Origin of the sequence: Paeniroseomonas aquatica (assembly GCF_030409335.1) — a bacterium.
GTDB lineage: Bacteria > Pseudomonadota > Alphaproteobacteria > Acetobacterales > Acetobacteraceae > Belnapia > Belnapia aquatica.
The window spans coordinates 89,820-110,334 of sequence record NZ_JAUFPN010000038.1; the positions used below are offsets into that span (position 1 = coordinate 89,820).

Below are 20,515 nucleotides of genomic sequence, written 5' to 3' on the forward strand. Positions count from 1 at the left end.
GCCCCTCCCCGCCATTCGCTCCTCGCCACGGCGGGGGATCAGCCTTCCAGCAGCACCCGGCCCGGCAGGCCGCCGCGCGCGACGAGGTCCAGCGCCTCAGCCGCCGCGGCAAGCGGCAGGCGGCGATGAATGCGCGGCCGCAGCCGCCCTTCCAGGAACAGCGCGAAGATCTCCGCCTGCACCGCCGCGACGCGCGCGGGCTCGCGGTCGCGGTGGTCGGCCCAGTTCAGGCCGACCACGCCGACATTCTTCACCAGCAGGTAGTTGCTGCGGATCTGCGGGATCTCCCCGGCGGCGAAGCCGACCACCACCAGCCGCCCGCAGGGGGCGAGGCAGCGCAGCGCGGCGGCGGTGACGGCATCGCCCAGCGGGTCGATCACCACATCCACGCCGCGCCCGCCGGTCGCCGCCGCCACCTGCTGGCGCAATTCCGCCCCCTGGTCGAGCCGCAGCGCGGCATCGGCGCCCGCGGCGAGGGCGCCGGCCGCCGCCGCCTCGCCGCGGATGCCGGCCAGCACCCGCGCGGCGCCGAGCGGACGGGCCAGTTGCAGCGCCGCGGCGCCCACCGCGCCCGAGGCGCCGAGCACCAGCACGCTCTCCCCCGCCGCGAGGCCGCCGCGCGCAGCCAGCGCGAAATGCGCGGTCTGGTAGTTGAGCCCGAGGGCGGCCGCATCCGCCGCGCCGATCCCCTCGGGCACCGGCAGGCAGGCGGCGGCGGGCAGCGCCACGCGCTCGGCGAAGGCGCCGTATTCGACATGCGCGATCACCCGCGCCCCGCGCGCCGGGGCCGCCGCGCCGCGCGCATCCAGCACTCGCCCGACCATGGCCTTGCCGGGGATGAAGGGCAGCGGCGGGCGCGTCTGGTAGCGGCCGCTCACCACCAGCGCGTCGGGGTAGTTCACCTCGGCCGCCTCGAAGCCCAGTAGCACCTCGCCCTCGGCCGGCACCGGCTCGGGTAGGTCGCGCAGCACGATCGCCGAAGGCCCGGCGTATTCGGTCAGCAGCGCCGCCTTCATCGGGGCAGCACCGTGGCGGTGTCGGCGCCGAGCGCCGGGGCGGAGCGGATGCCGGGCGGGGCGCGCAGCGCCGGGGCGAGCGGCACCGGCAGCGCCGGCATCTGCTGCCCGGCGGCATTGGCGAGGCGATGGCCGAACAGGCCGCGCGCGGCGAAGTGCGGGTCGTTCATGGCTTCCTCCACGGTCGCGACGATGCTGCAGCAGCAGTCGCGCCCGGCGATCGCGCTCCGCCAGGCAGCGGCGTCGCGCGCCGCGACCAGTGCGGCCACCCGCGCCGCGGTGCCGGCGGGGTCGCGCGCATCGTCGCGCCATTCCGGCTCCAGCCCGATGATGTCGCAGAACACGGCCCAGAAGCGGTCCTCGATCGGCGCAGCGGCGAGCAGGCGGCCATCGGCGGTCGGGTAGAGCCGGTAGCGCGGCGTGCCGCCGGTCACCAGCCCATCGCCATTGCCGGGCCAGCGCCCGGTGGCGAAGCCCTGCCCGATCGCCCAGTAGAGGAAGGGGAAGAGGTTGTCGGTCATGGCGATGTCGAGCCGCTGGCCGCGGCCCGTCGCCTGGCGAGCGAGCAGCGCCATCAGGATGTTCATCACCGCCGGATAGGCGCCGCCGGCGATGTCGGCGATCAGCGCCGGCGGCACCACCGGCCGCACCGGGTCCCCATGGCCGAGGGAGAGCAGCCCGGCATCGCCGATGTAGTTGAGGTCGTGCCCCGCCGCGTCGCGCTTCGGCCCGCTTTGCCCGTAGCCGGTGATCGAGCACCAGATCAGCCGCGGGTTGCGCGCCATCACCTGCTCGGGGCCGAGGCCGAGGCGCTCCATCACGCCGGGGCGGAACTGCTCGACCAGGATGTCGGCGCGTTCGATCAGCGGATCGAGCCGCGCGCGCTGCGCGGGGTCCTTGAGGTCGAGCGCGACGCTGCGCTTGCCGCGGTTGAGCAGGGCGAAATTGGCCGAATCCGCTCCCCAGGGCGGCTGGTAGCCGCGCATCTCGTCGCCCGTGCCGGGGCGTTCGACCTTGACCACCTCGGCCCCCGCCTCGGCCAGGATCAGCGTCGCCAGCGGCCCCGGCAGCAGGGTCGAGAAATCGAGCACCAGCAGCCCGGCGAGCGGCCCGGCGGCGGCGCTCATTCGGCGATCCCGTGCGCGCCGTCGATGGTCAGCGTCGTGCCGGTCATGAAGTCCATGCCTCCCTCGAACAGCGTGCCGACCAGCCGGCCGACCTCCTCGGCGCGGCCGTAGCGCCGCAGCGGAATGCGCGTCATCAGCCGCTCGTGCAGCTCCTGCCCCGCCAGGGCCTCGCGGTTGAGGTCGGTCTCGATGTAGCCGGGGGCGACGCACAGGGCGCGGATGCCCTCGGGCGCCCATTCCACCGCGAGGCAGCGGGTGATCGCCCCGACCGCCGCCTTGGCGGCGCAATAGGCGAGCGCGCCCGGCACGCCGAGCCGGGCGTAGAAGGAGCCGATATTGACGATCAGCCCGCCCCCGGCGGCGATGAGATGGGGGCGGATCTCGCGGCAGCCGACCATCACCGCGGTGGCGTCGAGGCGCATCACCGCCTCGAACTCCGCGGTGGTCAGCCGGGCGCTGCGGCGGTGATGGACGGCGCCGGCATTGTTGACCAGGCCGACCACCGGCCCTTCCTCGGCGGCGCGGGCGAAGGCGGCGCGCAGCGCCTCCTCCTCGGTCACGTCGCAGGCGATGCCGAGGCCCGAGGCGCAGACTCCGCTGCGCGACAGCCCGACGACGCGGAAGCCGCGCCCGGCGAGGTCGGCGGCGATGGCGGCGCCGATGCCGCGGCTCGCCCCGGTGACGACGACGGCGCCGCGCGTCGGCGCGCTCATGTGCGGCGCACCAGCGGGCACTCGCTCTCGGCGAGCGGGCGATAGGCCTCCTCGCCGGGGATCGTGCCGGCCACCTCGAGCAGGTCCCACTCGCTGCGGCTGTCCTGCGGGCGCTTGGCGCGCAGCAGGTACATGTCGCGGATGACGCGCCCGTCCTCGCGGATGCGGCCGTTGCGGGTCATGAAGTCGTTGATGGGCGTGGCGCGCATGCGCGCCATCACCGGCTCGGCGGCATCGGTGCCGGCGTCGCGGATGGCGTTGAGGTAGTGCGTCACCGCGCCCCAGACGCTCGCCTGCATCATGGTCGGCGGGCGGCCGTGGATGGCCTCGAAGCGGCGGGCGAAGGCACGCGTCTCGTCGTTCTGGTCCCAGTAATAGGCCTCGGTGAAGACCAGCCCCTGCGCCGTCTGCAGCCCCATCGCCCGGACATTGGTCAGCAGGCAGAGCAGCGCCGCCGGCTGGATGCCGCGCCGCGCCAGCCCGAACTCGCCCATCTGCTTGACGATGTTGACGAGGTCGAGCCCCGCCGCCGCGATGCCGACCACATTGGCCCCCGAGGCGGCGGCGCGCAGCAGGTGGGAGGAATAGTCCGTCTCCCCCAGCGGCGCGCGCACTGCGCCCGCCACCTCCCCGCCCAGGCGGCGGACGAGGTCGGCGGCGTTCTGCTCGAGCGAATGGCCGAAGGCGTAGTCGGAGGTGATGAAGAACCACTTCCGCCCGCCGCCGCGCACCAGCGGCGTCACCGTGCCCTTGGCCAGGGCGTAGTTGTCGTAGGTCCATTGCACGCCGAGCGGCGCGCAGGCCTTGCCGGTCAGCTCCGTGGTGCCGGGCGCGGTGGCGACGGCGATGCGCCGCTTCTCCTGGGCCAGCGGCTGGACTGCCAGCGCGACGGCGGAATTGCCGATGCCGAAGATGGCGTCCACCTTATCCTGGTCGTACCAGCGCCGCGCGATGGCGAGCCCGACATCGGCCCGGTTCTGCAGGTCGCCATGGATCAGCTCGATCGAAGCGCCGAGCACGCGGCCGCCGAAATCCTCGATCGCCATGCGCGCCGAGACGACATCGCCCATGCCCTGCTGGTCGGCGAAGACGCCGGACATGTCGTCCAGCACGCCGAGCTTGACCACGCCGTCCGACACCACGCCCTGCGCCCGCAGCGCCGGCGCGGCCAGCGCCGCGAGCCCGCCGGCCGCCAGCGCCGCGCGCCTCGTGAGATGCCTCATGGTCATTGTCCCTCCCTCCTTGGTTCCGCCGCCGCGCGGCGGTTCATGCTTCGCGCACGCCGTCGCGGCGCACCGGCTCGGGCCGCAGCGTGCCGGCCCTCGCCATCGCCGCCAGGTCCCGCTTCAGCACCTTGCCGCTCGCCGTCAGCGGAAAGGCGTCGAGCCGGAGGAACCATTCCGGCATATCGTAGCGCGACAGCCCCTCGGCGGCGAGATGCGCGAGCAGCGCCTCGGCCCCGATCTCGCCGATGACGGCAAGGCAGACGCGCTCGCCCAGCCGCTCGTCGGGCACCGGGAAGGCGGCGGCGCGCTTCACCGCCGGGTGGCGCAGCGCCAGCGCCTCGATGCGCGCGGGATGGATGTTGTGCCCGCCGCGGATGATGAGGTCCTTGCTCCGCCCGACCACGCGCAGGTTGCCGCGCTCGTCGATCATGCCGAGATCGCCAGAGAGGAACCAGCCGTCGCGGTTGAAGCTCGCCTCGGTCGCCGCCTGGTTGCCGAAATAGCCGAGCATCAGCGCGGCGCCGCGGCCGCCGATCTCGCCGATCTCGCCCGCTGCCACGGGGCGGTCCGGTTCGGCCGGGTCGAACAGGCGGATCGCATAGGCGCGGCCGCCGCGGCCGCAGGTCTCGACGATCACCTCGGTCGGGTCGTCGGGATGGGTGTAGTGGTGCGAGGAGTTCTCGGTCATGCCATAGACGTTCTGCGGTCGCACGCCGAGCCGCACGAAGGCCTCGGCCACCGCCGGCGGGATCGGCGCCCCGGCCATGTAGAAGCAGCGCACCGCGCCCAGCGCGCCGAGGCCGCGTTCGCGCGCCGCCGCCAGCACGTCCATCGCATGGGTCGGCACGCCGAGCACGTAGGTCGCGCCGTTGGCGAGGATCCAGTCGAGCCGCCCGGTGCCCGGCGGCGGGTCGTCGGCGACCAGCAGCGCGCCGGCGACCAGCCATTGCGCCACCGCCACCCAGGCGATGTGGTGCGACAGCGGCGACAGGGTGAGGATGACGCTGTCCGGCCCGTGCCCCCAGTCCCGCACCAGGTCGCGGGCATTGGCGAGCAGCGTGTTGTCCGAATGCATGACGCATTTCGGCGTGCCCGTGGTGCCGGAGGTGAAGGCGAGATAGGCGACCTTGTCGGGGTCGGCCACCGCCGGGCCCGGCGCGGCGCCGGGGCCGGGGAAGCCGGCGGGCGTCAGCACCGCGGCCAGCCCGGGCAGGCCGCCGAAGCGCGCCACCGGGTCGGCGAGCCGGTCGGCGCCCCAGCCCGGCTCGCTCAGCAGGGCGCGGGCGGAGAGTGCGGCGAGCAGCGGCGGGATCTCATCGGCCGTATAGGTGCGGTGCAGCGATGGGTTGCAGGCGATGCCCTGCCGCGCGCAGGCGAGGAACAGCACCAGCGTCTCCAGCCGGTTGCCGGCCCAGATCGCCACCCTTTCGCCCGCGCCGATGCCGAGCGCGCCGTCCAGATGCGCCGCCACCCCGTCCACCCAGTCGCGCAGCGCGCGCCAGCCCAGGGTGCGCGAGCCGTCGCGCGCCGCCGGGGCCTCCGGCCGCGCCTCGGCATGGGCGGCGAGCAGGCCGTAGAGCGTCTCCCGCCGCCATAGCCCGGCCTCGTAATGCGCCCGCGCGGCGGCCGGATGGTGCAGGGTGAGGAAGGGCCGCATCGGCTACAGCGCCCCTTCCGCCCGCAGCGCCGCCACCCGCGCCGCATCGAGCCCGAGCCATTCCCCGAGCACCGCCGCGGTGTCGGCGCCGAGGCGCGGCGGCGGCCGGCGCGGCCGGTTCGCCGCGCCGTCGAGCAGGAAGCCGGTGCCGACCTGCGGCATCGCCGTGCCCTGCGCCTCGACCTGGTAGAACAGCCCGCGCGCGATCAGCGCCGGGTCGGCCACCACCTGGTCCACCCGGTTGATCGGCCCTGCCGGCACCCGCGCGGCGGCGAAGGCGGCGAGCCATTCGGCGCGCGGGCGGCCGCGCAGGATGTCCTGGATCTCGGCGACGATCGCGGCGCGATGGGCGCGGCGCAGCGCGTTGCTGCCATGGCTCGGATCCCGCCCGCGCTCCGGCCGGCCCACCGCCTCCCAGAAGCGGCGCCAGATGCCGTCATTGCCGAGGCCGAGGGTGATCGGCTCGTCGGCCGTCTCGAAGGCCTGGTAGATGGCGATGACGCTGTCCCGCCCGCCCGAGCGGCGCGGCACCTCCCCCGAACCCAGAAAGGGGACGACGCGGCAGGTGAGGAAGCGGGTCATGCTGTCGGTCAGCGCGATGTCGATGCTGCGCCCGCGCCCTATGCGCGCGCGCGCGAACAGCGCCGCCATCGCCGCCATGGCGGCGTCCTGGCCGGCCAGCATGTCGGCCGCCGGCGCGCCCACCTTCTGCGGCTCGCTCTCGGGCGTGCCGGTCAGGTCCATGACGCCGGAATAGCCCTCGGCGATCAGGTCGTAGCCGGCATGGTCGGCGCGTTCCCCCGTCAGGCCGAAGCCGGTGATCGAGACATGGATCAGCTCCGGCCGCGCCGCGCGCAGCTGCTCGGGCGCGAGGCCGAGCTTGGCGAGGCTGCGCGCCGGCTGGTTGACCAGCAGCACGTCGGCCCGCCCGATCAGGCCGCGCAGCACCTCCGCCCCGGCGGCGGAGGTGATGTCTAGGGTGAGGCTGCGCTTGTTGCGATTGACGGCGACGAACCACAGCGATTCGCCGTCGAGGAAGGGCGGGCCCCAGGCACGCGCATCGTCGCCGGCGCCGGGCCGCTCCACCTTCACCACCTCGGCGCCGAGGTCGCCGAGCAGCATCCCCGCATAGGGCCCGGCGATCGAGGTGGTGAGGTCGAGCACCCGCACCCCGTCGAGCAGGTCGAAGGCGCCCGGCCCGGCGGCGAGCAGCGGCAGCGCGGCGCCGGGCGGGGTGTCGTGCCGGGGGGTGGCGGCCTTGTCAGCCTGGTCCATGGGCGATCCTCCTCATGCCGCGATGCCGCGACGGCCGGCGCCGCGCCGGCGGGCCGCGCCGGGCGCCGGGGGTTGCATCCGGCGTGCCAGCGCCCCGGCCCGGCGGAGGCCCGCCATCGCGCCGCCGCCCCGGCCCTTGGCGCGGACAGTCGCGCCGGCCTAGTGTCCATGGCAAGGACACCCATGCGGGGAAGAAACGCCATGCCACGAACGCAGCCGGTCGCGTCGCCGGGATGCGGCGCCGCCATCGTCGAGCATGGCGGAAGGATCGCCGCCCATGGCCTCGCGCGCTCGCGCGAGGTGGCGGCCTGCCTCGCCGACCCGGCATGGATGGCGGCGCTGCGGGGGCGCCGGCTCGCCACCCTGGCCACCCCGCGCGGTCGCTTCCTGGTGCTGCTGATGCCGCTGGACGGCGCCGACTTGGTCGTGTTCAGCGAGCCGCCGGGCGATGCGGTGCTGGAGTTCGTCGCCGCGGTGGACTTCGCCTGGGACATCATCGAGCACGTCGTCACCGACCCCTTCGATGCCATGACCGTGGTGGATGACCAGGCGCGGGTCGCCTACATCTCGCCCGTGCATGAGGCGTTCTTCGGCCTCGACCGCGGCGGCGGCATCGGCCGCCCGGTGCGCGAGGTGATCGAGAACACCCGGCTCGACCGTGTGCTCGCGACCGGGCGGCCGGAAATCGGCGAGATCCAGCGCATGCGCGGGGCCGAGCGCGTGGTCTCGCGCATCCCCATCACGCGCGACGGCCGCGTGGTCGGCGCCATCGGGCGGGTGATGTTCAAGGGGCCGCAGCAGGTCGAGGCGCTGGCCCGCCACGTCAATGCGCTGCAGCGCGAGGTGGATTTCTACCGCCGCGAGGCCGCGGCGCTGCGCGGCGACGCGGTCGGCAGCCTCGACGACATCGTCGGCGAGAGCGCGGCGATCCGCCGCCTCAAGCGCGACATCGCCAAGGTCGCCCCGCTCGACGTGCCGGTGCTGATCCATGGCGAGAGCGGCACCGGCAAGGAGTTGGTGGCGCGCGCCCTGCACGCGCTGAGCCCGCGCCGCGCCGCCGCGCTGGTGGCGGTCAACGGCGCCGCGCTGCCGGCCAGCCTGGTCGAAAGCGAGCTGTTCGGCTACGCGCCCGGCGCCTTCACCGGCGCCGACCGCAAGGGGCGGAAGGGCCGCTTCGAGCAGGCCGCCGGCGGCACCATCCTGCTCGACGAGATCGGCGAGATGCCGCCCGAGACCCAGGCCAAGCTGCTACGCGTGGTGCAGGAAGGGACGGTCGAGCGGGTCGGCGGCGAGGCGCCGCTGCCGGTGGATTTCCGCCTGGTCTCGGCCACCCATTGCGACCTCAAGCGCATGGTGGCCGAGGGGCGCTTCCGGCTCGACCTGTTCTACCGCATCAGCCCGGTGGTGATCGAGGTGCCGGGCCTTGCGGAGCGGCGCGAGGACATCCCGCTGCTCGCCCGCCACTTCCTGCACGAGCTGGCGCAGCGCCACCGGCGACCCGAGCCCGAGCTCGACCCGGCGGCGGAGGCGCTGCTGCGCCAGGCCGACTGGCCCGGCAATGTCCGCGAGCTGCGCCATGCGGTCGAGCGCGCGCTGATCTTCGCCGAGGGCGAGCGGCTGACACCCGCCGCCTTCCCCGATGTCGCCGCCGGCCCGGCGCGCCCGCGGCCGGCCGCGGAACCGCAGGGCGCGCGCCTGGCGGACAGCATGGCCGCGCTCGAAGGCACGAAGATCCGCGAGGCGATGCAGCGCAACCGCGGCAACAAGAAGCGCGTCGCGGCGGAGCTCGGCATCTCGCGGACCTATCTCTACAAGCGGCTCGCCGAGATCGATGCGTGAGGCCGGGCGGCGGCCGGATCGATGGCGGCGGCTCCGCAGTGGTCGCGGATCCGCGATGCGCGGCCCTCAGGGCAAGGCGCGAGGTCGCACGCCGTGTCATTCCGGATCTGGGCGGTGGCGAGCGTGAGGGAAAGCGTTTGCGGGCCTGAGGCGCGGCGCGGTTCGCGGTCATCTGGCCAAGATCGCCGCGGTGCTGGGCCACGCCAGCCGCGGTGGAGCCGTGCGGGCATGCTGCAAGGAATTGCTGCCGGGAGGCGGGCAGGATGGGTCGAATCCGTCGCCCTCCCGTACCGGACCAGGTTCTCTGCGCGCCGGGAGACCGGTGGATGGATGCGAATGAAAGAGTCGTACGTCGAAGGAGTAGCCGCCCACGACGGCCCCGAGTCATGCGCTGACGCCCGCGAGGGCGGCGGCGAAGCGTTGACAGGGGAAACCGCGGGCTGGGTATTGAGCCGCGAAATGTCGAAGCTCCAGGGCGCCGACGCCGTAGAGAAGGTCGGAAGGCCACACGGCGTGCACCGTCATGGCGAGTGCACGCCGGCCCTGCGCGGTCCGAGACCCCATGCACGCGGGGACACCATCCGCACGGGAACCGGGAGATCCATGGGCCGCCTGGCATGCTTCCGCCAGGCCGCGGCGGGAAGGCTTCGGCCGCACTCCGCCGATGAACGGCCCAGGGAAGTCAGACCCGCCCATAGTACCAGGGAAGCGGCCGAACAGACCCGGTCGAGGACCGGGCGCGGAGGCCGTGGAGGGAAGGGGCGGGGCCGAGGGAACCGCGGGGCGGCAAAGCACGGTCCGGACGCCGAGCCGGGACGCCGTGTCACAGGCGCTGGCCCGCGTACGAGAAGCGGCGAAGCGGAACAAGCGGGAACGGTTCACCGCGCTGATGCACCACATCACGCCGGACCTGCTGGCCTGGGCCTTCCATCAGCTCAAGCCGCAGGCTGCTCCCGGTATCGATGGGGTGACGTGGGAGGAGTACGCGGTGTCGCTCGATGCCAACATCGACGACCTGCACCGCCGCGTGATGCGCGGCGGCTACCGGGCGAAGCCGTCGCGGCGGCGGTACATCCCGAAGCCCGACGGCCGGCAACGGCCGCTCGGCATCGCGGCGCTGGAGGACAAGGTCGTCCAGCGCGCGGTGGTGGAGGTGCTGAACGCCATCTACGAGACGGACTTCCTCGGCTTCTCCTACGGGTTCCGCCCCGGGCGCTCCCAGCACGACGCGCTGGACGCGCTCGCCTACGGAATCAATCTGCGCGAGGTGAACTGGGTCCTGGACGCCGACATCCGATCCTTCTTCGACTGCGTCAGCCACGAGTGGGTGATGCGGTTCCTGGAGCACCGGATCGGCGACCGCCGTGTGCTCCGGCTGGTGGCCAAGTGGCTGAAGGCCGGGGTCATGGAGGCGGGGGCGTGGACGGAGGGCACGGAGGGGACGCCGCAGGGCGCGGTGATCTCGCCGCTGCTGGCGAACATCTACCTGCACTACGTCTACGACCTCTGGGTGGAGCAGTGGCGCAAGCGCAGGGCGACCGGCCCGGTGCTCGTCATCCGCTACGCCGACGACACCATCGTCGGCTTCCAGCGGCATGCCGACGCCGATCGGTTCCTCCGCGACCTGCGGGAGCGGCTGGCGACGTTTGGGCTGGCGCTGCACCCCGACAAGACCCGCCTGATCGAGTTCGGCCGCTTCGCGGTCCGGCGCCGGTCGGTGAAGGGGTTGGGGAAGCCGGAGACCTTCGACTTCCTGGGCTTCACGCACATCTGCGGGGAGCGGCGGGACGGGAGGTTCATCCTGCTGCGGCAGACCATCGCCAAGCAGATGCGGGCCAAGCTCGTGGAGATCAAGGAGACGCTCTACCGCATGCGCCACCTGCCGGTGCCCGAGCAGGGACGCTGGCTCGGGCAGGTGGCGCGGGGCTACCTCGCGTACCATGCCGTGCCGACCAACTCGCGGGCGATCACGTCCTTCCTCTACCACATCACCTGGCACTGGCGGCGGGCGCTGCAACGGCGCAGTCAGAAGGGCTGGGTGACGTGGGCGAGGGTCCGGCGGATCGCCGCGCGTTGGCTGCCATCCGCCAGGATCAACCACCCCTGGCCGCAGCAGCGCTTCATCGTCCATCACCCGAGGTGGGAGCCGAGTGCGTTAGCAGCGCACGCTCGGATCTGTCCGGGGGGCGCGGCGTAACCCGCGTCCCTACCGGGATGGACAATGGGTCGCCTGATGCGGCGTGACTGAAGGTCTGCTCATTCCGGGCGGCACGCGTGGCGTCTGGGCTGTGATGGCGGTTCTTCTCGATCAGCCTCTCCGCGTCGTAGCGGGCGACGAAGGGGTGGCTCGGCACCATGCCTCTGAACCTGATCTGCTTCGGGAAGGCGTCCGACATGAAGTTGCTGCCGTGGTCGTGGAGCGGCGCAAGGCCGCGTGCGGCGCCGGAACCGAGCCGGCCGAACCACTGGCGCGCCGCTATGCCGACCGCCGGGATGGCCTCGTAGCGGGTGCCGCGCTTGGCCAGGTGCCAGCCGGGTAGTTCGGCGTCCGGTGCTCAGCGACGCCGAACAGCCAGACCTTGCCGTCGGCGACCATGGCGGTCTGGCTCGCGACGGTCGCCCACATCGCGACCGGCGCCGCGGTGACGATGCAGCGCTCATGCGTGGCAGTATCGGTCCATCGCCGGGCCCTGTGGCGCGAGAGCAGGGCGTGCTCGCGCATCGGCCGCAGCACGCGCTTGCGCGACACCCGAAGGCTGTCGATGGCCCGCAGCCGGGTCCAGACCTGGGGCGGTGCCCCTCGCCGGTCCAGGCGGTCCAGGGTCAACGCGCGAGGTCGGCGCGCATGGGCGCCAGCAGCGCCGCGTCCGACAGGGCGGGCCTCGGGCCGCGGCGGCGGTGCCGTCGGCCACTGGCCCCGGAGGGCGCGGCATAGGGCGAGGAGCGTGCCGCCTCCCAGACCCGGCAGAACAGCGCGAGGCCGTAGCGCCGGCCGGCCGCTGGCGAGATCGCTTCGCCCATCACCGCGACCGCCTGCGGCGCAAAGGGCCGGGGTGCTCGATCCGGGCGCGCAGCCGCCGCAGCACGACCCCCCGCTTGCGCCCGACGCCCAGACGCTGGCCGAAAACGAGCGGGCCTGACCGCGGTGCGCCCTGCCGCGGCGGGGCGACCTGACCTGTGGATAGCGCGGACGTTCTGCGCCCGCCCTCGCTACCGCAAGCCCTGCAGCCGCTTCATCGTGTTCGATCTGGTTCATGCTGGACTTCATCATGCCGGTCTCTGGCCGGAACGATGGCTGTCCAAGGAAACCGGGTGCAGCTCACTATCAGGCGTGGCCACGTCAGCCGCTATGTCATCAGCGAGTGTGCGGCCTTTCTGCAGCCTACGACCAAGCGCCTCAACGAATGCGTCATAGCGCTCCTTACCTTTCGCTCTTGCAGCAGCGGGCATTATGTCGGGCAGCGGCGGTGTTGCAGTGAGCCAGTGCTTCACGAACAGCGCGAGCGCTTCGTTCCCTATGGTGACGTGCCGTTCAAGCCGTTCGCTCGCGCGCGACAGGCGATCAAGCCGGCGCGCGAGGGCCGCCTCGAGCCGGTCGGGACCGTCCGGCGATAGGTAGCTCTCGAGCGCGGCCTCCACCACGACGGCCTGGCTGACGCGTTTCCGTGCCGCGTAGTCGGCGAGGCGCCGGATCAGATCAGGCGGCAGTCGGAAGGTCGCTTTCGCACGCATAGTGGGTCAGATGGCGATGCCGTCATCGGGGTCGAGCGCTGCTTGGCGGGCCACGCGGCGTGCACGCGCCGCGAGGGCACGGGTGCGCGCGGTGTCGTCGTCCTGCTCGTCCTCCGCGAAGACGAACTCCTTATCGGACGGCGGCCCTGGCTCAGGCGCGACCTGCTCGTGCTCCGGCAGGGTGGGCTCCCGGCGGATGCCCCCGTCAGCATCGTCAGTCGCGGCAGCGGCTGATGTTGCAGCCTCACGCACGAGAGGTTTAAGCGCGCTCCAGTCATCTGCACGAGGTGCACACGGCGCAGCCGCGGCGGGATCCGGTGGCGCGACCACGCGGGCACGAAGCTGCCGGTCCTCGTAGTAGCGAGCCTTCCGTGCGCGGATTGGCGGGCAGCCAGAGACCAGCACGATCTCCTCCATCGGCGGCAGCTGCATCACTTCGCCTGGCGTCAGCAGCGGCCGCGCCGTCTCCTGCCGACTGACCATGAGGTGACCGAGCCAGGGCGAGAGGCGGTGACCTGCGTAGTTCCGGCTGTCGCGGATCTCCGTCGCCGTGCCGAGCGCATCGGAGACGCGCTTGGCCGTGCGCTCATCATTCGTCGCGAAGGCGACGCGGACATGGCAGTTGTCCAGGATCGCGTTGTTCGGCCCGTAGGCGCGCTCGATCTGGTTCAGCGACTGCGCGATCAGGAAGGACCGGATGCCGTAGCCCGCCATGAAGGCGAGCTGGCTCTCGAAGAAGTCGAGCCGCCCGAGCGCGGGGAACTCGTCCAGCATGAGCAGCAGCCGATGCCGACGGCGTTCGTTCTCCAGCGCCTCGGTGAGGCGGCGGCCGATCTGGTTCAGCACGAGCCGCACCAGAGGCTTGGTCCGCACGATGTCCGAGGGCGGGACGACGAGGTAGAGCGTGACCGGCTCGCGCGCCTCGACCAGGTCGGCGATCCGCCAGTCGCACTGACGGGTCACCTGCGCGACGACGGGATCGCGGTAGAGGCCGAGGAAGCTCATCGCGGTCGAGAGCACGCCGGATCGTTCATTGTCCGACTTGTTGAGCAGCTCCCGCGCGGCGGAGGCGACGACCGGATGGGGCCGATCGCCGAGATGCGGCGTCGTCATCATCGCGGCGAGGGTGCGCTCGATCGGGCGGCGGGGATCGGACAGGAATCCAGCCACACCGGCGAGCGTCTTGTCCTGCTCGGCGTAGAGGACGTGCAGGATGGCGCCGACCAGCAGGGAGTGGCTGGTCTTCTCCCAGTGGTTCCGCCGCTCCAGCGCACCCTCGGGATCGACAAGGATGTCGGCGATGTTCTGCACATCGCGCACCTCGCTGTCGCCACGACGGACCTCGAGCAGCGGGTTGTAGGCCGCGCCCGCCAGGTTGGTCGGGTCGAACAGCAGCACGCGGCCGAAGCGCGCCCGCCAGCCGGCGGTGAGCTGCCAGTTCTCGCCCTTGATGTCGTGCACGATGGCCGAGCCCGGCCAGGTCAGCAGCGTCGGCACAACCAGGCCCACGCCCTTGCCGGAGCGCGTCGGCGCAAAGCACAGGACGTGCTCTGGCCCATCGTGCCGGAGATAGCGCTGCGCGAACCAACCGAGGACGACGCCATCGGGGGCGAGCAGCCCGGTCTCGCGGACTTCCCTCTCCGTCGCCCAGCGGGCCGAGCCGTAGGTGGTCACGTCCCGCGCCTCGCGGGCGCGCCAGACGGACATGCCGATGGCAATGCCGATCGCCGCGAAGCCACCGGCGGCGGCGATGACGGCGCCCTCGTAGAAGACCCGCGGCGCGTAGGCGTCGTACCAGTACCACCACAGGAAGAAGGCGGGCGGCGGATAGACCGGCACGCCCGCCCAGACATCCATCGGATGCCCGAGCTGCGCTTGGTAGCCGAGGCGCCAGGCGACCCACTGCGTCGCGCCCCAGACCGCGGCGAGCACGATCACGAAGACGACCAGGACCTGACCCCAGAGGATCTTGGTGGCGGTCATGGGTGTGTAGGACGCGCGGCGACCATGACACGAGACGTGCGCGATCGACGCGGTGACGTTCAAGCGGCCAGAGGTCGGCATCGTGCCGGCGGCGATCGCGTCGCGCGAAACGGCGGGGGCCCCTTCAGTGCCGATGCGGCGGCGCGGCACCCGGTCAGGGGCTGAGGCCTCGCTTGCGCGCGGGCGTGAGCTCGAGACCGCCGCCCGGCGCTATGCTCCCCGCCACGGCCAGCCCCCGCTGCCGCTCCATCGCCGGCTTCCACGGCACCAGCTGGAAGCCGAGCCCGTCGTCGATCATCGCGAAGCGCCCCGAGGCCAGGTCGAGGCGCCGGGCGAACACCCCGGCGACACTGTCCCCCTCCCGCGCCGGCCGCCACTGCTTCCCTGTCTCGGCCGCCACCCGCGCGGCAGCCGCCTCCACCTCGCGCTGGCGCAGCGTGTTGAGCAGGTCGCGCGCGAAGATCACACGCTGACCCTGCCGGCGCGCAAGGCCGGCTGCGACGAGATGCTCGGTCCGCCGGGCGAGCGCACCCTCGACTTCCCCACCAAAGCCCTGCCCGGCCAGTGGCAGCGCCTCTCGTTCCAGCAGGCGCCGGTCCAGCCAGGTCGCGCCATCGGCAATGACTTGCGTCTCGACTGGGAGGTCCGACCGCACGGCGAGGGCGCTGCGCTCCCTCCCGCCGGCGTCCTGGTAGCGGCGAAGCTCGACGACCGCGCCCGGGTGCCCGTCGCCGGTCGCTTCGAGGTCCGTGAAGCGGAGGTGGTGCACGCGGCCATCTATGCCGTCGATGATGGCGTAGCCTGTACCCTTGAGCTCGTCGGCGATGCCGCGCTCGACGAGGCGGCCAATGATCGGCTCGGGCCGATCACCATGGATGGCAAAGTCACCGGCGGCGCGATAGGCGCCGATCCCTTGCATCGCGCGGTGCATGGTCCTGATGATGTCGCCGCGGGTGCCGAGGTCACGCAGCGTCTCCTCCATGCCGGGCCTGAGGATCCAGGCAGCGGGGCCATGGCGTTCGGCGAGACCGAACCGCTCCAGCGTCTGCGCCCGGCCGATCATCAGCCGACGGAGTTCTGGATCGGCAGCGTCCGCGCCGGCCGGGCGCAGGTCCAGGATGCCGCCACCCTCATCGCCGGCGGCGCGCAGCGCGCGGTCGAGACCGGTCCAGCGCTCGGCACCGACCTCGGCCTCGAGCGCGTTGCGGATCTCCTTGTCAGTCCGCGGCCCGAGTTCCAGTTCGACCAGCGCCTCGGCGCGGCCGCGAAAGCCGCGCGAGATGTAGTCGCGCGAGATCACGAGGTCGCCGCCATCCTCGGCCCGGCCGCGCACCAGGACATGGACGTGCGGGTTGTCGGTGTTCCAGTGGTCGACCGCGACCCAGTCGAGACGGCTGCCAAGGTCCCCCTCGGCCTGCCGCATCAGGTCGCGCGTCCAGGCCTTGAGGTCGTCGAGCGCAGGCGCGTCCTCGGGGCTGACGATGAAGCGGAAGTGGTGCCGGTCATCGGTGCAGCGTTCGGCGAAATCTCGGCCGTCAGCGTTGTCCGAGTCCGTATCGAAGAGCCGCGCCTTGGCGCCGTCACGGGTCACCCCGTCGCGCTGGAGGTAGCCGATGTGGGTGGCGAGGGAAGCTGAGCGGAAGCGCGTGCCCTGATGGCGCACGACGCGCGCCTTGAGCACGACGCGTCGCGACGGCGAGCGGAGCGCGGCCTGTGCCGCAGCGGCGCGGCCCCGCCCGAAGCGCGAGCGGTTGCTACCCCGTGACCCGCCACCAAAGCCGGGGCCGGTGTGGCCGGCCTTGCGGACGGCGCGCATGACCTGGCCCACGAAGCTCCGCGCACGGCGCATCGGCGCACGCGTGTCGCCGATGCGGCCGGGGCGGACATGCAGGTCGTCGTCGCGGGTCGTCATGGCCGCCGATCTGCCCTTGCGCAGCGGGGGCTGGCGCTGAGGTCGTTGAATTGCCTTGGCTTTTGGGAGGGAGCGCCAGCCACCACTTCGGCGGATGGCGCGAAATACCGTGCTGGATCAGGCACATACGACCAACCGCCAGCCCTGCTTTTATCTGGCAATCTGCGGTCGGGGTTCCTGGGTCCTCCCCCTCGTTCGCATTGGTGGTCAGCCCCGGGGTAGCCGGCACTACGACGGAAGCACCCGAGCAGGCGCGCTCCTGCGACAGAGGAGAGGCTGCAGGGTCGCGCAGTGCCCCGCGTCCCAGCGCCATCGCTCACTGTGCACCGCCGGCGCTGCGACGGATGGCGAAGATCGAACCGCGATCGCCTGCTGGGCCGTCGACATCTTGTGCGTCGGCCGCTCGGTCTCTGCCAACGAATGGCTGCACAATCGCGGTTGCCGCTGCGGTCGTCGTGCCTGCCACCGATACGAAGATCGACCGCGCGGATGTCGGAGGGCCTGCTGCAGCCACACCCCTAAGCCGCACGAAGATGCCCTCAGCCCCACGCGCCGCTTGCACCGCAATCTGGCCCGGCGCGGCGGTCCCGGAGTCACCGGTTAGCAGCGGCGCGAGGGTTGCGACGTAGGCCCGCGTCTCCGCCGGCAGCGGCTGCCCTGTCGACAGATGCGCCTCCACCCGACGTGGCCCCGCGTTGTAGGCCGCCAGCATCAGCGGCACCGAGCCGAACCGGTCGAGCATCTCGCGCAGATACGCCGTGCCCGCCAGGATGTTGTCCTGCGGCACGAAGGGATCGGCGCCGAGGCCGTGCTGCGCGCGCAGGCTCGCCCAGGTCGCCGGCACCACCTGCATCAGCCCCATGGCGCCGCGGTGCGACACGGCGTGCCGATCGCCGGCGCTCTCCGCGCGCAACACCGCTCGGATCCAGGCTTCCGGAATGCCAAAGCGCTGCGATGCAGCCGCGATCTCGGCAGCATGGATCGTCTGCGCCGCCACCCCGGACAGCGGCAGGCTGATCAGCAGCAGCACGGCTGCGATGCAGGGCCACGACCGGGACGGGAGGGAGGGCGCGTGCGGTCCAACGCGTCCTGCTTGATCGTCGCGCGGCGTCGATGGACGCGCGTGGAAAGGGGGCGTCGTGCTCATGGTCCGCGCCCCGTGATCCAGACCGGACGCAGCCGGGCGACGATGCTCGTGCGCGGGAGAGGCTCGAAGTAGCGGCCGTCGAGGCTATCCGGCTCAGCGGGGTTCAGGAGGAACACCTCGCCGGATTCCAGCCTGTGGCAGCCGTGCCAGGTCGGCAGCCGGCGGCCCAGACGGTCAGCCATGCGACGGTGTGCCACGGTCTCGCCGTCGACCGTGATCGCGTGACCCGCGGCGCACACACGCTGCGGCGGCAGGGCGACGACGTGCTTCAGCAGCGGCACGCCGCGCGCGATATAGCCTCGCTCGGCGAGGAACGCCGCCAATGTCTCGGGCGGGCGGACGAGGACGAGGTCGCCCAGCGCGATATCGTCGGTCGGTACCGCGATGTAAAGGCCGAGCGGCACGCTCGCCGACGCGTTCCAGATGATGCGCGGCTGCCACCCCGCGACCGTCGGGACGGCGATCAGCCCAAGTCCGGCGAGCATGGCCGCGACCGGCGCCGCGCGCGGTCTCCGCCGCGCCGTCATGCGTCGATCCTCCGCCGCAGCAGCGAGGCGCGGTGGCGCTCGCGCGTGTAGGGGCGCGGCTGCTCGTTGGCCGCGAGGCGGTTCATCACGTGCCGCCAATGGTCCGGGCAGGCCTCCTCCGGCGCGACGCCCGTCTGCTCGACCGCATCGATCGCGCGCAGCACCTCGTTGACCTTCGGCCAGCCGGAGATGCGCAGCAGGATCTCCGCCCCCGGCTCCACGAAGCCGATCGTGCTGAAGGCCTCGCCGGGCGCGATCGCGCGCAGGATGTCGATGCGGCTGACGACGGTGCCGTAGCCGTTGGCGGCCCACCGCACGAAGGCGAAGACCTCACCCGTGGCGAAGGCGACGACGCGGCGGCGGCGATCGAGGATCGTCTCCTCGGCGATCCGCCCGAAGCGGATCCAGCGCTCGATGCGCCCCTCGAGCCACAGCAGCTCGACGCGGGTCAGCGCCGTCATGGCGCCGCCTCCCGCTCCCCGTCCCGGTCGTGTTTTCCACCGACCGCGCTGGGCCTACCTTCATTAGAATTAGACTCAATTAGAGTCTTTACGGGCCAGAATTCCGCTTGTGCTGCAACGGCTTGCGGGTGGTTCGTGCGCCTGATCTGCCGTGTCGGCTGCGCCTGATGTGCCGAATCCCCTGCGCCTGATCTGCCGTGCGGTTCCACAGGCCTGCACAAGTTATCCACAGAGCCGGCGTGGCGGCTGCACGGCGTGATCCGCAACAGTTCGGTGCCGCCGGCATCGCGGCGGATGGCGAGGCGATAGCCTGGCAGGCTCTGCCGCGCGGCAAGCCGGCGGAGATCGAGCGCGAAGTCGGCGAAGCGCGCCAGGCTGCCGGATTTGGCGTGCAGGTGCCGGAACTCGAACGCCCAGCCGGAGGGCTGATGGCCCGCGTGCTTGCGCGCGACACGGTAAAGCCAGCGCTCGATGCCGCCCGACAGACGGAAATACGTGGGGTCGATGGTCAGCAGCAGCTGACGATCGAGGACACCGCGGTAGAACCAGTCCGGCAGCACGAACTCCATACCGTCGGCACGGCCGGAGGCGGTGACCCGCTCCTCCCACTCGTTGATCCAGGAGAATTGCTGGCGCCGCCAATGCGCGCCGTGGCGGATCGTGGTGCGGATGACGGTGGACTGGAGCCGGCAGAGGGCGGCCTTCAGCAGCAAGTATTGATGCTGGCCTGTGCCGCGCCCGATGGCGGTCAGCAGCTGGTGCGGCGCGAAACGCATGAACCGGGAGGCTGCGAGCCCTCGGTCGGCGGCCTCGACGATCTGCGAGCCGGCCCAGATTAGCACGTCGGCGTCCCAGATGGTCGCCATACCATGCTCGGGGACGGCATGGACCTGCACCTCGATGTCGCCGGCGCGGTAGAGGATCGGCGCAACGCGGCGGCCTTTTGCCAGCGAGAAGAACGGCCGCTCCATCAGGTCGCGCTGGTCGCGGCGCGGCGGTCCGTCGTCCGGCAGGGCGTCGAACGGGCTCAGCCTGAGCCGTTCGCTGGGGGTTCGCTCGCCGTGCATCGTCTGGTCAGCGCCGTGCTGCGCCGGCATAGGCCGGCGAGACAGCGGCATGGCGCTTGGCGGGAAGCACGGTCTCGCCCGTGTCATCGCTGGTCGAGGCCTTGGTGCCGCGGTTCACCCAGGCCTGCAGATCGGTGACAGCGTAGACAACCCGACCGCCAAGCTTCGAGTAGCGCGGGCCGGTGCCGTAGGTGCGGTGCTTTTCGAGGGTGCGGCCGGACAGGCCGAGGAAACGCGCGGCCTCGGGCGTGCGGAGGTAGCGTGGTGGCAGGCCGGCATTCGGGTCGGGCATCGGGAGCCTCCGGTGATGCTGTCGGATGCCGCGCATGGGGCGCGGCGGTTGCATCGGAGGCTGGCGAAGCGGGGTCGCGGCGGGGGAGTCCGAAGACTGCGGCGGAGAAAGCGGACCCCCTGTGCGGAGGTCAGAGCCGGACGCTTGGCCCCGCCGTCAGCAACTCCCGGTAGCCGCCATCACGCAGCGCGCGGGCGGTGGCGAGGAGGCGAAGCGTGCGGCTGCGCAGATCGTGGGTTTTCCAGGCAGGGCCGTCGGGGACGTGATCGGCGCCGAACAGGCCGCGCGCCAGGTCGCGGAGGGCTGCGCCGTCGGCGTGTCCATCCAGCGCGCGAAGCCGGAGGATCAACTGCCGCCGCTGGTCACGCGTGATGCGCTCTCGTCTGGGGCGGCCATGCAACGCGTGCCAGAGGCGCAGCGCGGCAGCCATCCTCCTGGGCGTCAGGTCATCGAGCGGGATGATGAGGCCGAGCGGCGCGGCGGGCGGGGGATCGCCGAGCAGCCAGACCGGCAGCAATGGGGTCCCGACGACGCCGTGCAG

19 protein-coding genes are annotated in these 20,515 nt (G+C 72.4%); 2 read left to right on the forward strand and 17 right to left on the reverse strand.

Annotation, left to right across the window (positions count from 1 at the left end; all coding sequences use genetic code 11):
* Positions 1–38: 38 nt before the first annotated feature.
* From QWZ14_RS04770 to QWZ14_RS04795, 6 genes are read right to left on the reverse strand one after another with little or no spacing between them, the layout of a single operon-like run.
* Positions 39–1,016 carry a zinc-binding dehydrogenase gene (locus QWZ14_RS04770; RefSeq protein WP_290315422.1) on the reverse strand — a complete coding sequence of 326 codons (978 nt, stop codon included), beginning with the start codon at positions 1,014–1,016 and terminating at the stop codon, positions 39–41.
* Positions 1,013–2,143: a CaiB/BaiF CoA transferase family protein gene (locus tag QWZ14_RS04775; RefSeq protein WP_290315423.1), complete on the reverse strand. Its 1,131-nt coding sequence runs from the start codon at positions 2,141–2,143 to the stop codon at positions 1,013–1,015. Before QWZ14_RS04775 ends, QWZ14_RS04770 begins: the two co-directional genes overlap by 4 nt.
* Complete coding sequence (locus QWZ14_RS04780) at positions 2,140–2,856, reverse strand: SDR family NAD(P)-dependent oxidoreductase (protein ID WP_099096152.1); 717 nt, start codon at positions 2,854–2,856, stop codon at positions 2,140–2,142. Before QWZ14_RS04780 ends, QWZ14_RS04775 begins: the two co-directional genes overlap by 4 nt.
* Entirely contained in the window at positions 2,853–4,079 is a 1,227-nt protein-coding gene (locus QWZ14_RS04785; protein ID WP_290315424.1) for an ABC transporter substrate-binding protein, read from the reverse strand. Before QWZ14_RS04785 ends, QWZ14_RS04780 begins: the two co-directional genes overlap by 4 nt.
* A gap of 43 nt (positions 4,080–4,122) precedes the next feature.
* Positions 4,123–5,739: a class I adenylate-forming enzyme family protein gene (locus tag QWZ14_RS04790; RefSeq protein WP_290315425.1), complete on the reverse strand. Its 1,617-nt coding sequence runs from the start codon at positions 5,737–5,739 to the stop codon at positions 4,123–4,125.
* A 3-nt stretch (positions 5,740–5,742) separates the two neighbouring features.
* Positions 5,743–7,014 carry a CaiB/BaiF CoA transferase family protein gene (locus QWZ14_RS04795; protein WP_290315426.1) on the reverse strand — a complete coding sequence of 424 codons (1,272 nt, stop codon included), beginning with the start codon at positions 7,012–7,014 and terminating at the stop codon, positions 5,743–5,745.
* A 201-nt stretch (positions 7,015–7,215) separates the two neighbouring features.
* Between QWZ14_RS04795 and QWZ14_RS04800 the strand changes: the two genes are divergently transcribed.
* Entirely contained in the window at positions 7,216–8,853 is a 1,638-nt protein-coding gene (locus QWZ14_RS04800; protein ID WP_290315427.1) for a sigma-54 interaction domain-containing protein, read from the forward strand.
* 889 nt (positions 8,854–9,742) lie between these two features.
* Positions 9,743–11,050, forward strand: a complete 1,308-nt coding sequence (ltrA, locus tag QWZ14_RS04805; RefSeq protein ID WP_353959275.1) for a group II intron reverse transcriptase/maturase — start codon at positions 9,743–9,745, stop codon at positions 11,048–11,050.
* A 279-nt stretch (positions 11,051–11,329) separates the two neighbouring features.
* Here the strand turns inward: ltrA and QWZ14_RS04810 are convergent, their stop codons facing one another.
* From QWZ14_RS04810 to QWZ14_RS04860, 11 genes are all read right to left on the reverse strand, one after another.
* Complete coding sequence (locus QWZ14_RS04810; protein ID WP_290315430.1) at positions 11,330–11,680, reverse strand: transposase; 351 nt, start codon at positions 11,678–11,680, stop codon at positions 11,330–11,332.
* Positions 11,677–11,874 (reverse strand): hypothetical protein, encoded by a 198-nt coding sequence (locus QWZ14_RS04815; protein ID WP_290315431.1) that lies wholly within the window; start codon positions 11,872–11,874, stop codon positions 11,677–11,679. Before QWZ14_RS04815 ends, QWZ14_RS04810 begins: the two co-directional genes overlap by 4 nt.
* Before the next feature lie 246 nt (positions 11,875–12,120).
* Positions 12,121–12,585: a ribbon-helix-helix domain-containing protein gene (locus QWZ14_RS04820; RefSeq protein WP_290315432.1), complete on the reverse strand. Its 465-nt coding sequence runs from the start codon at positions 12,583–12,585 to the stop codon at positions 12,121–12,123.
* Positions 12,586–12,591: 6 nt separating this feature from the next.
* Positions 12,592–14,568, reverse strand: a complete 1,977-nt coding sequence (locus QWZ14_RS04825; protein ID WP_290315472.1) for a conjugal transfer protein TraG — start codon at positions 14,566–14,568, stop codon at positions 12,592–12,594.
* 154 nt (positions 14,569–14,722) lie between these two features.
* The gene (locus QWZ14_RS04830) at positions 14,723–16,480 is read right to left on the reverse strand and encodes a relaxase/mobilization nuclease domain-containing protein (RefSeq protein WP_290315433.1); all 1,758 of its coding nucleotides are present in this window, start codon (positions 16,478–16,480) and stop codon (positions 14,723–14,725) included.
* Between the two features lie 316 nt (positions 16,481–16,796).
* Positions 16,797–17,510, reverse strand: a complete 714-nt coding sequence (locus QWZ14_RS04835) for a lytic transglycosylase domain-containing protein (protein WP_377752845.1) — start codon at positions 17,508–17,510, stop codon at positions 16,797–16,799.
* 113 nt (positions 17,511–17,623) lie between these two features.
* Positions 17,624–18,154 carry a S26 family signal peptidase gene (locus tag QWZ14_RS04840; protein WP_290315434.1) on the reverse strand — a complete coding sequence of 177 codons (531 nt, stop codon included), beginning with the start codon at positions 18,152–18,154 and terminating at the stop codon, positions 17,624–17,626.
* Positions 18,151–18,615: a DUF2840 domain-containing protein gene (locus QWZ14_RS04845; RefSeq protein WP_290315435.1), complete on the reverse strand. Its 465-nt coding sequence runs from the start codon at positions 18,613–18,615 to the stop codon at positions 18,151–18,153. The genes QWZ14_RS04840 and QWZ14_RS04845 overlap by 4 nt, the downstream gene beginning before the upstream one ends.
* On the reverse strand, positions 18,612–19,733 hold the full coding sequence (locus tag QWZ14_RS04850) for a replication initiator protein A (protein ID WP_290315436.1): 1,122 nt from the start codon (positions 19,731–19,733) through the stop codon (positions 18,612–18,614). Before QWZ14_RS04850 ends, QWZ14_RS04845 begins: the two co-directional genes overlap by 4 nt.
* Positions 19,690–19,974 (reverse strand): helix-turn-helix transcriptional regulator, encoded by a 285-nt coding sequence (locus QWZ14_RS04855; RefSeq protein ID WP_137127624.1) that lies wholly within the window; start codon positions 19,972–19,974, stop codon positions 19,690–19,692. The genes QWZ14_RS04850 and QWZ14_RS04855 overlap by 44 nt, the downstream gene beginning before the upstream one ends.
* A 130-nt stretch (positions 19,975–20,104) precedes the next feature.
* The gene (locus QWZ14_RS04860) at positions 20,105–20,491 is read right to left on the reverse strand and encodes a DUF2285 domain-containing protein (RefSeq protein WP_290315438.1); all 387 of its coding nucleotides are present in this window, start codon (positions 20,489–20,491) and stop codon (positions 20,105–20,107) included.
* Positions 20,492–20,515 lie beyond the last annotated feature (24 nt).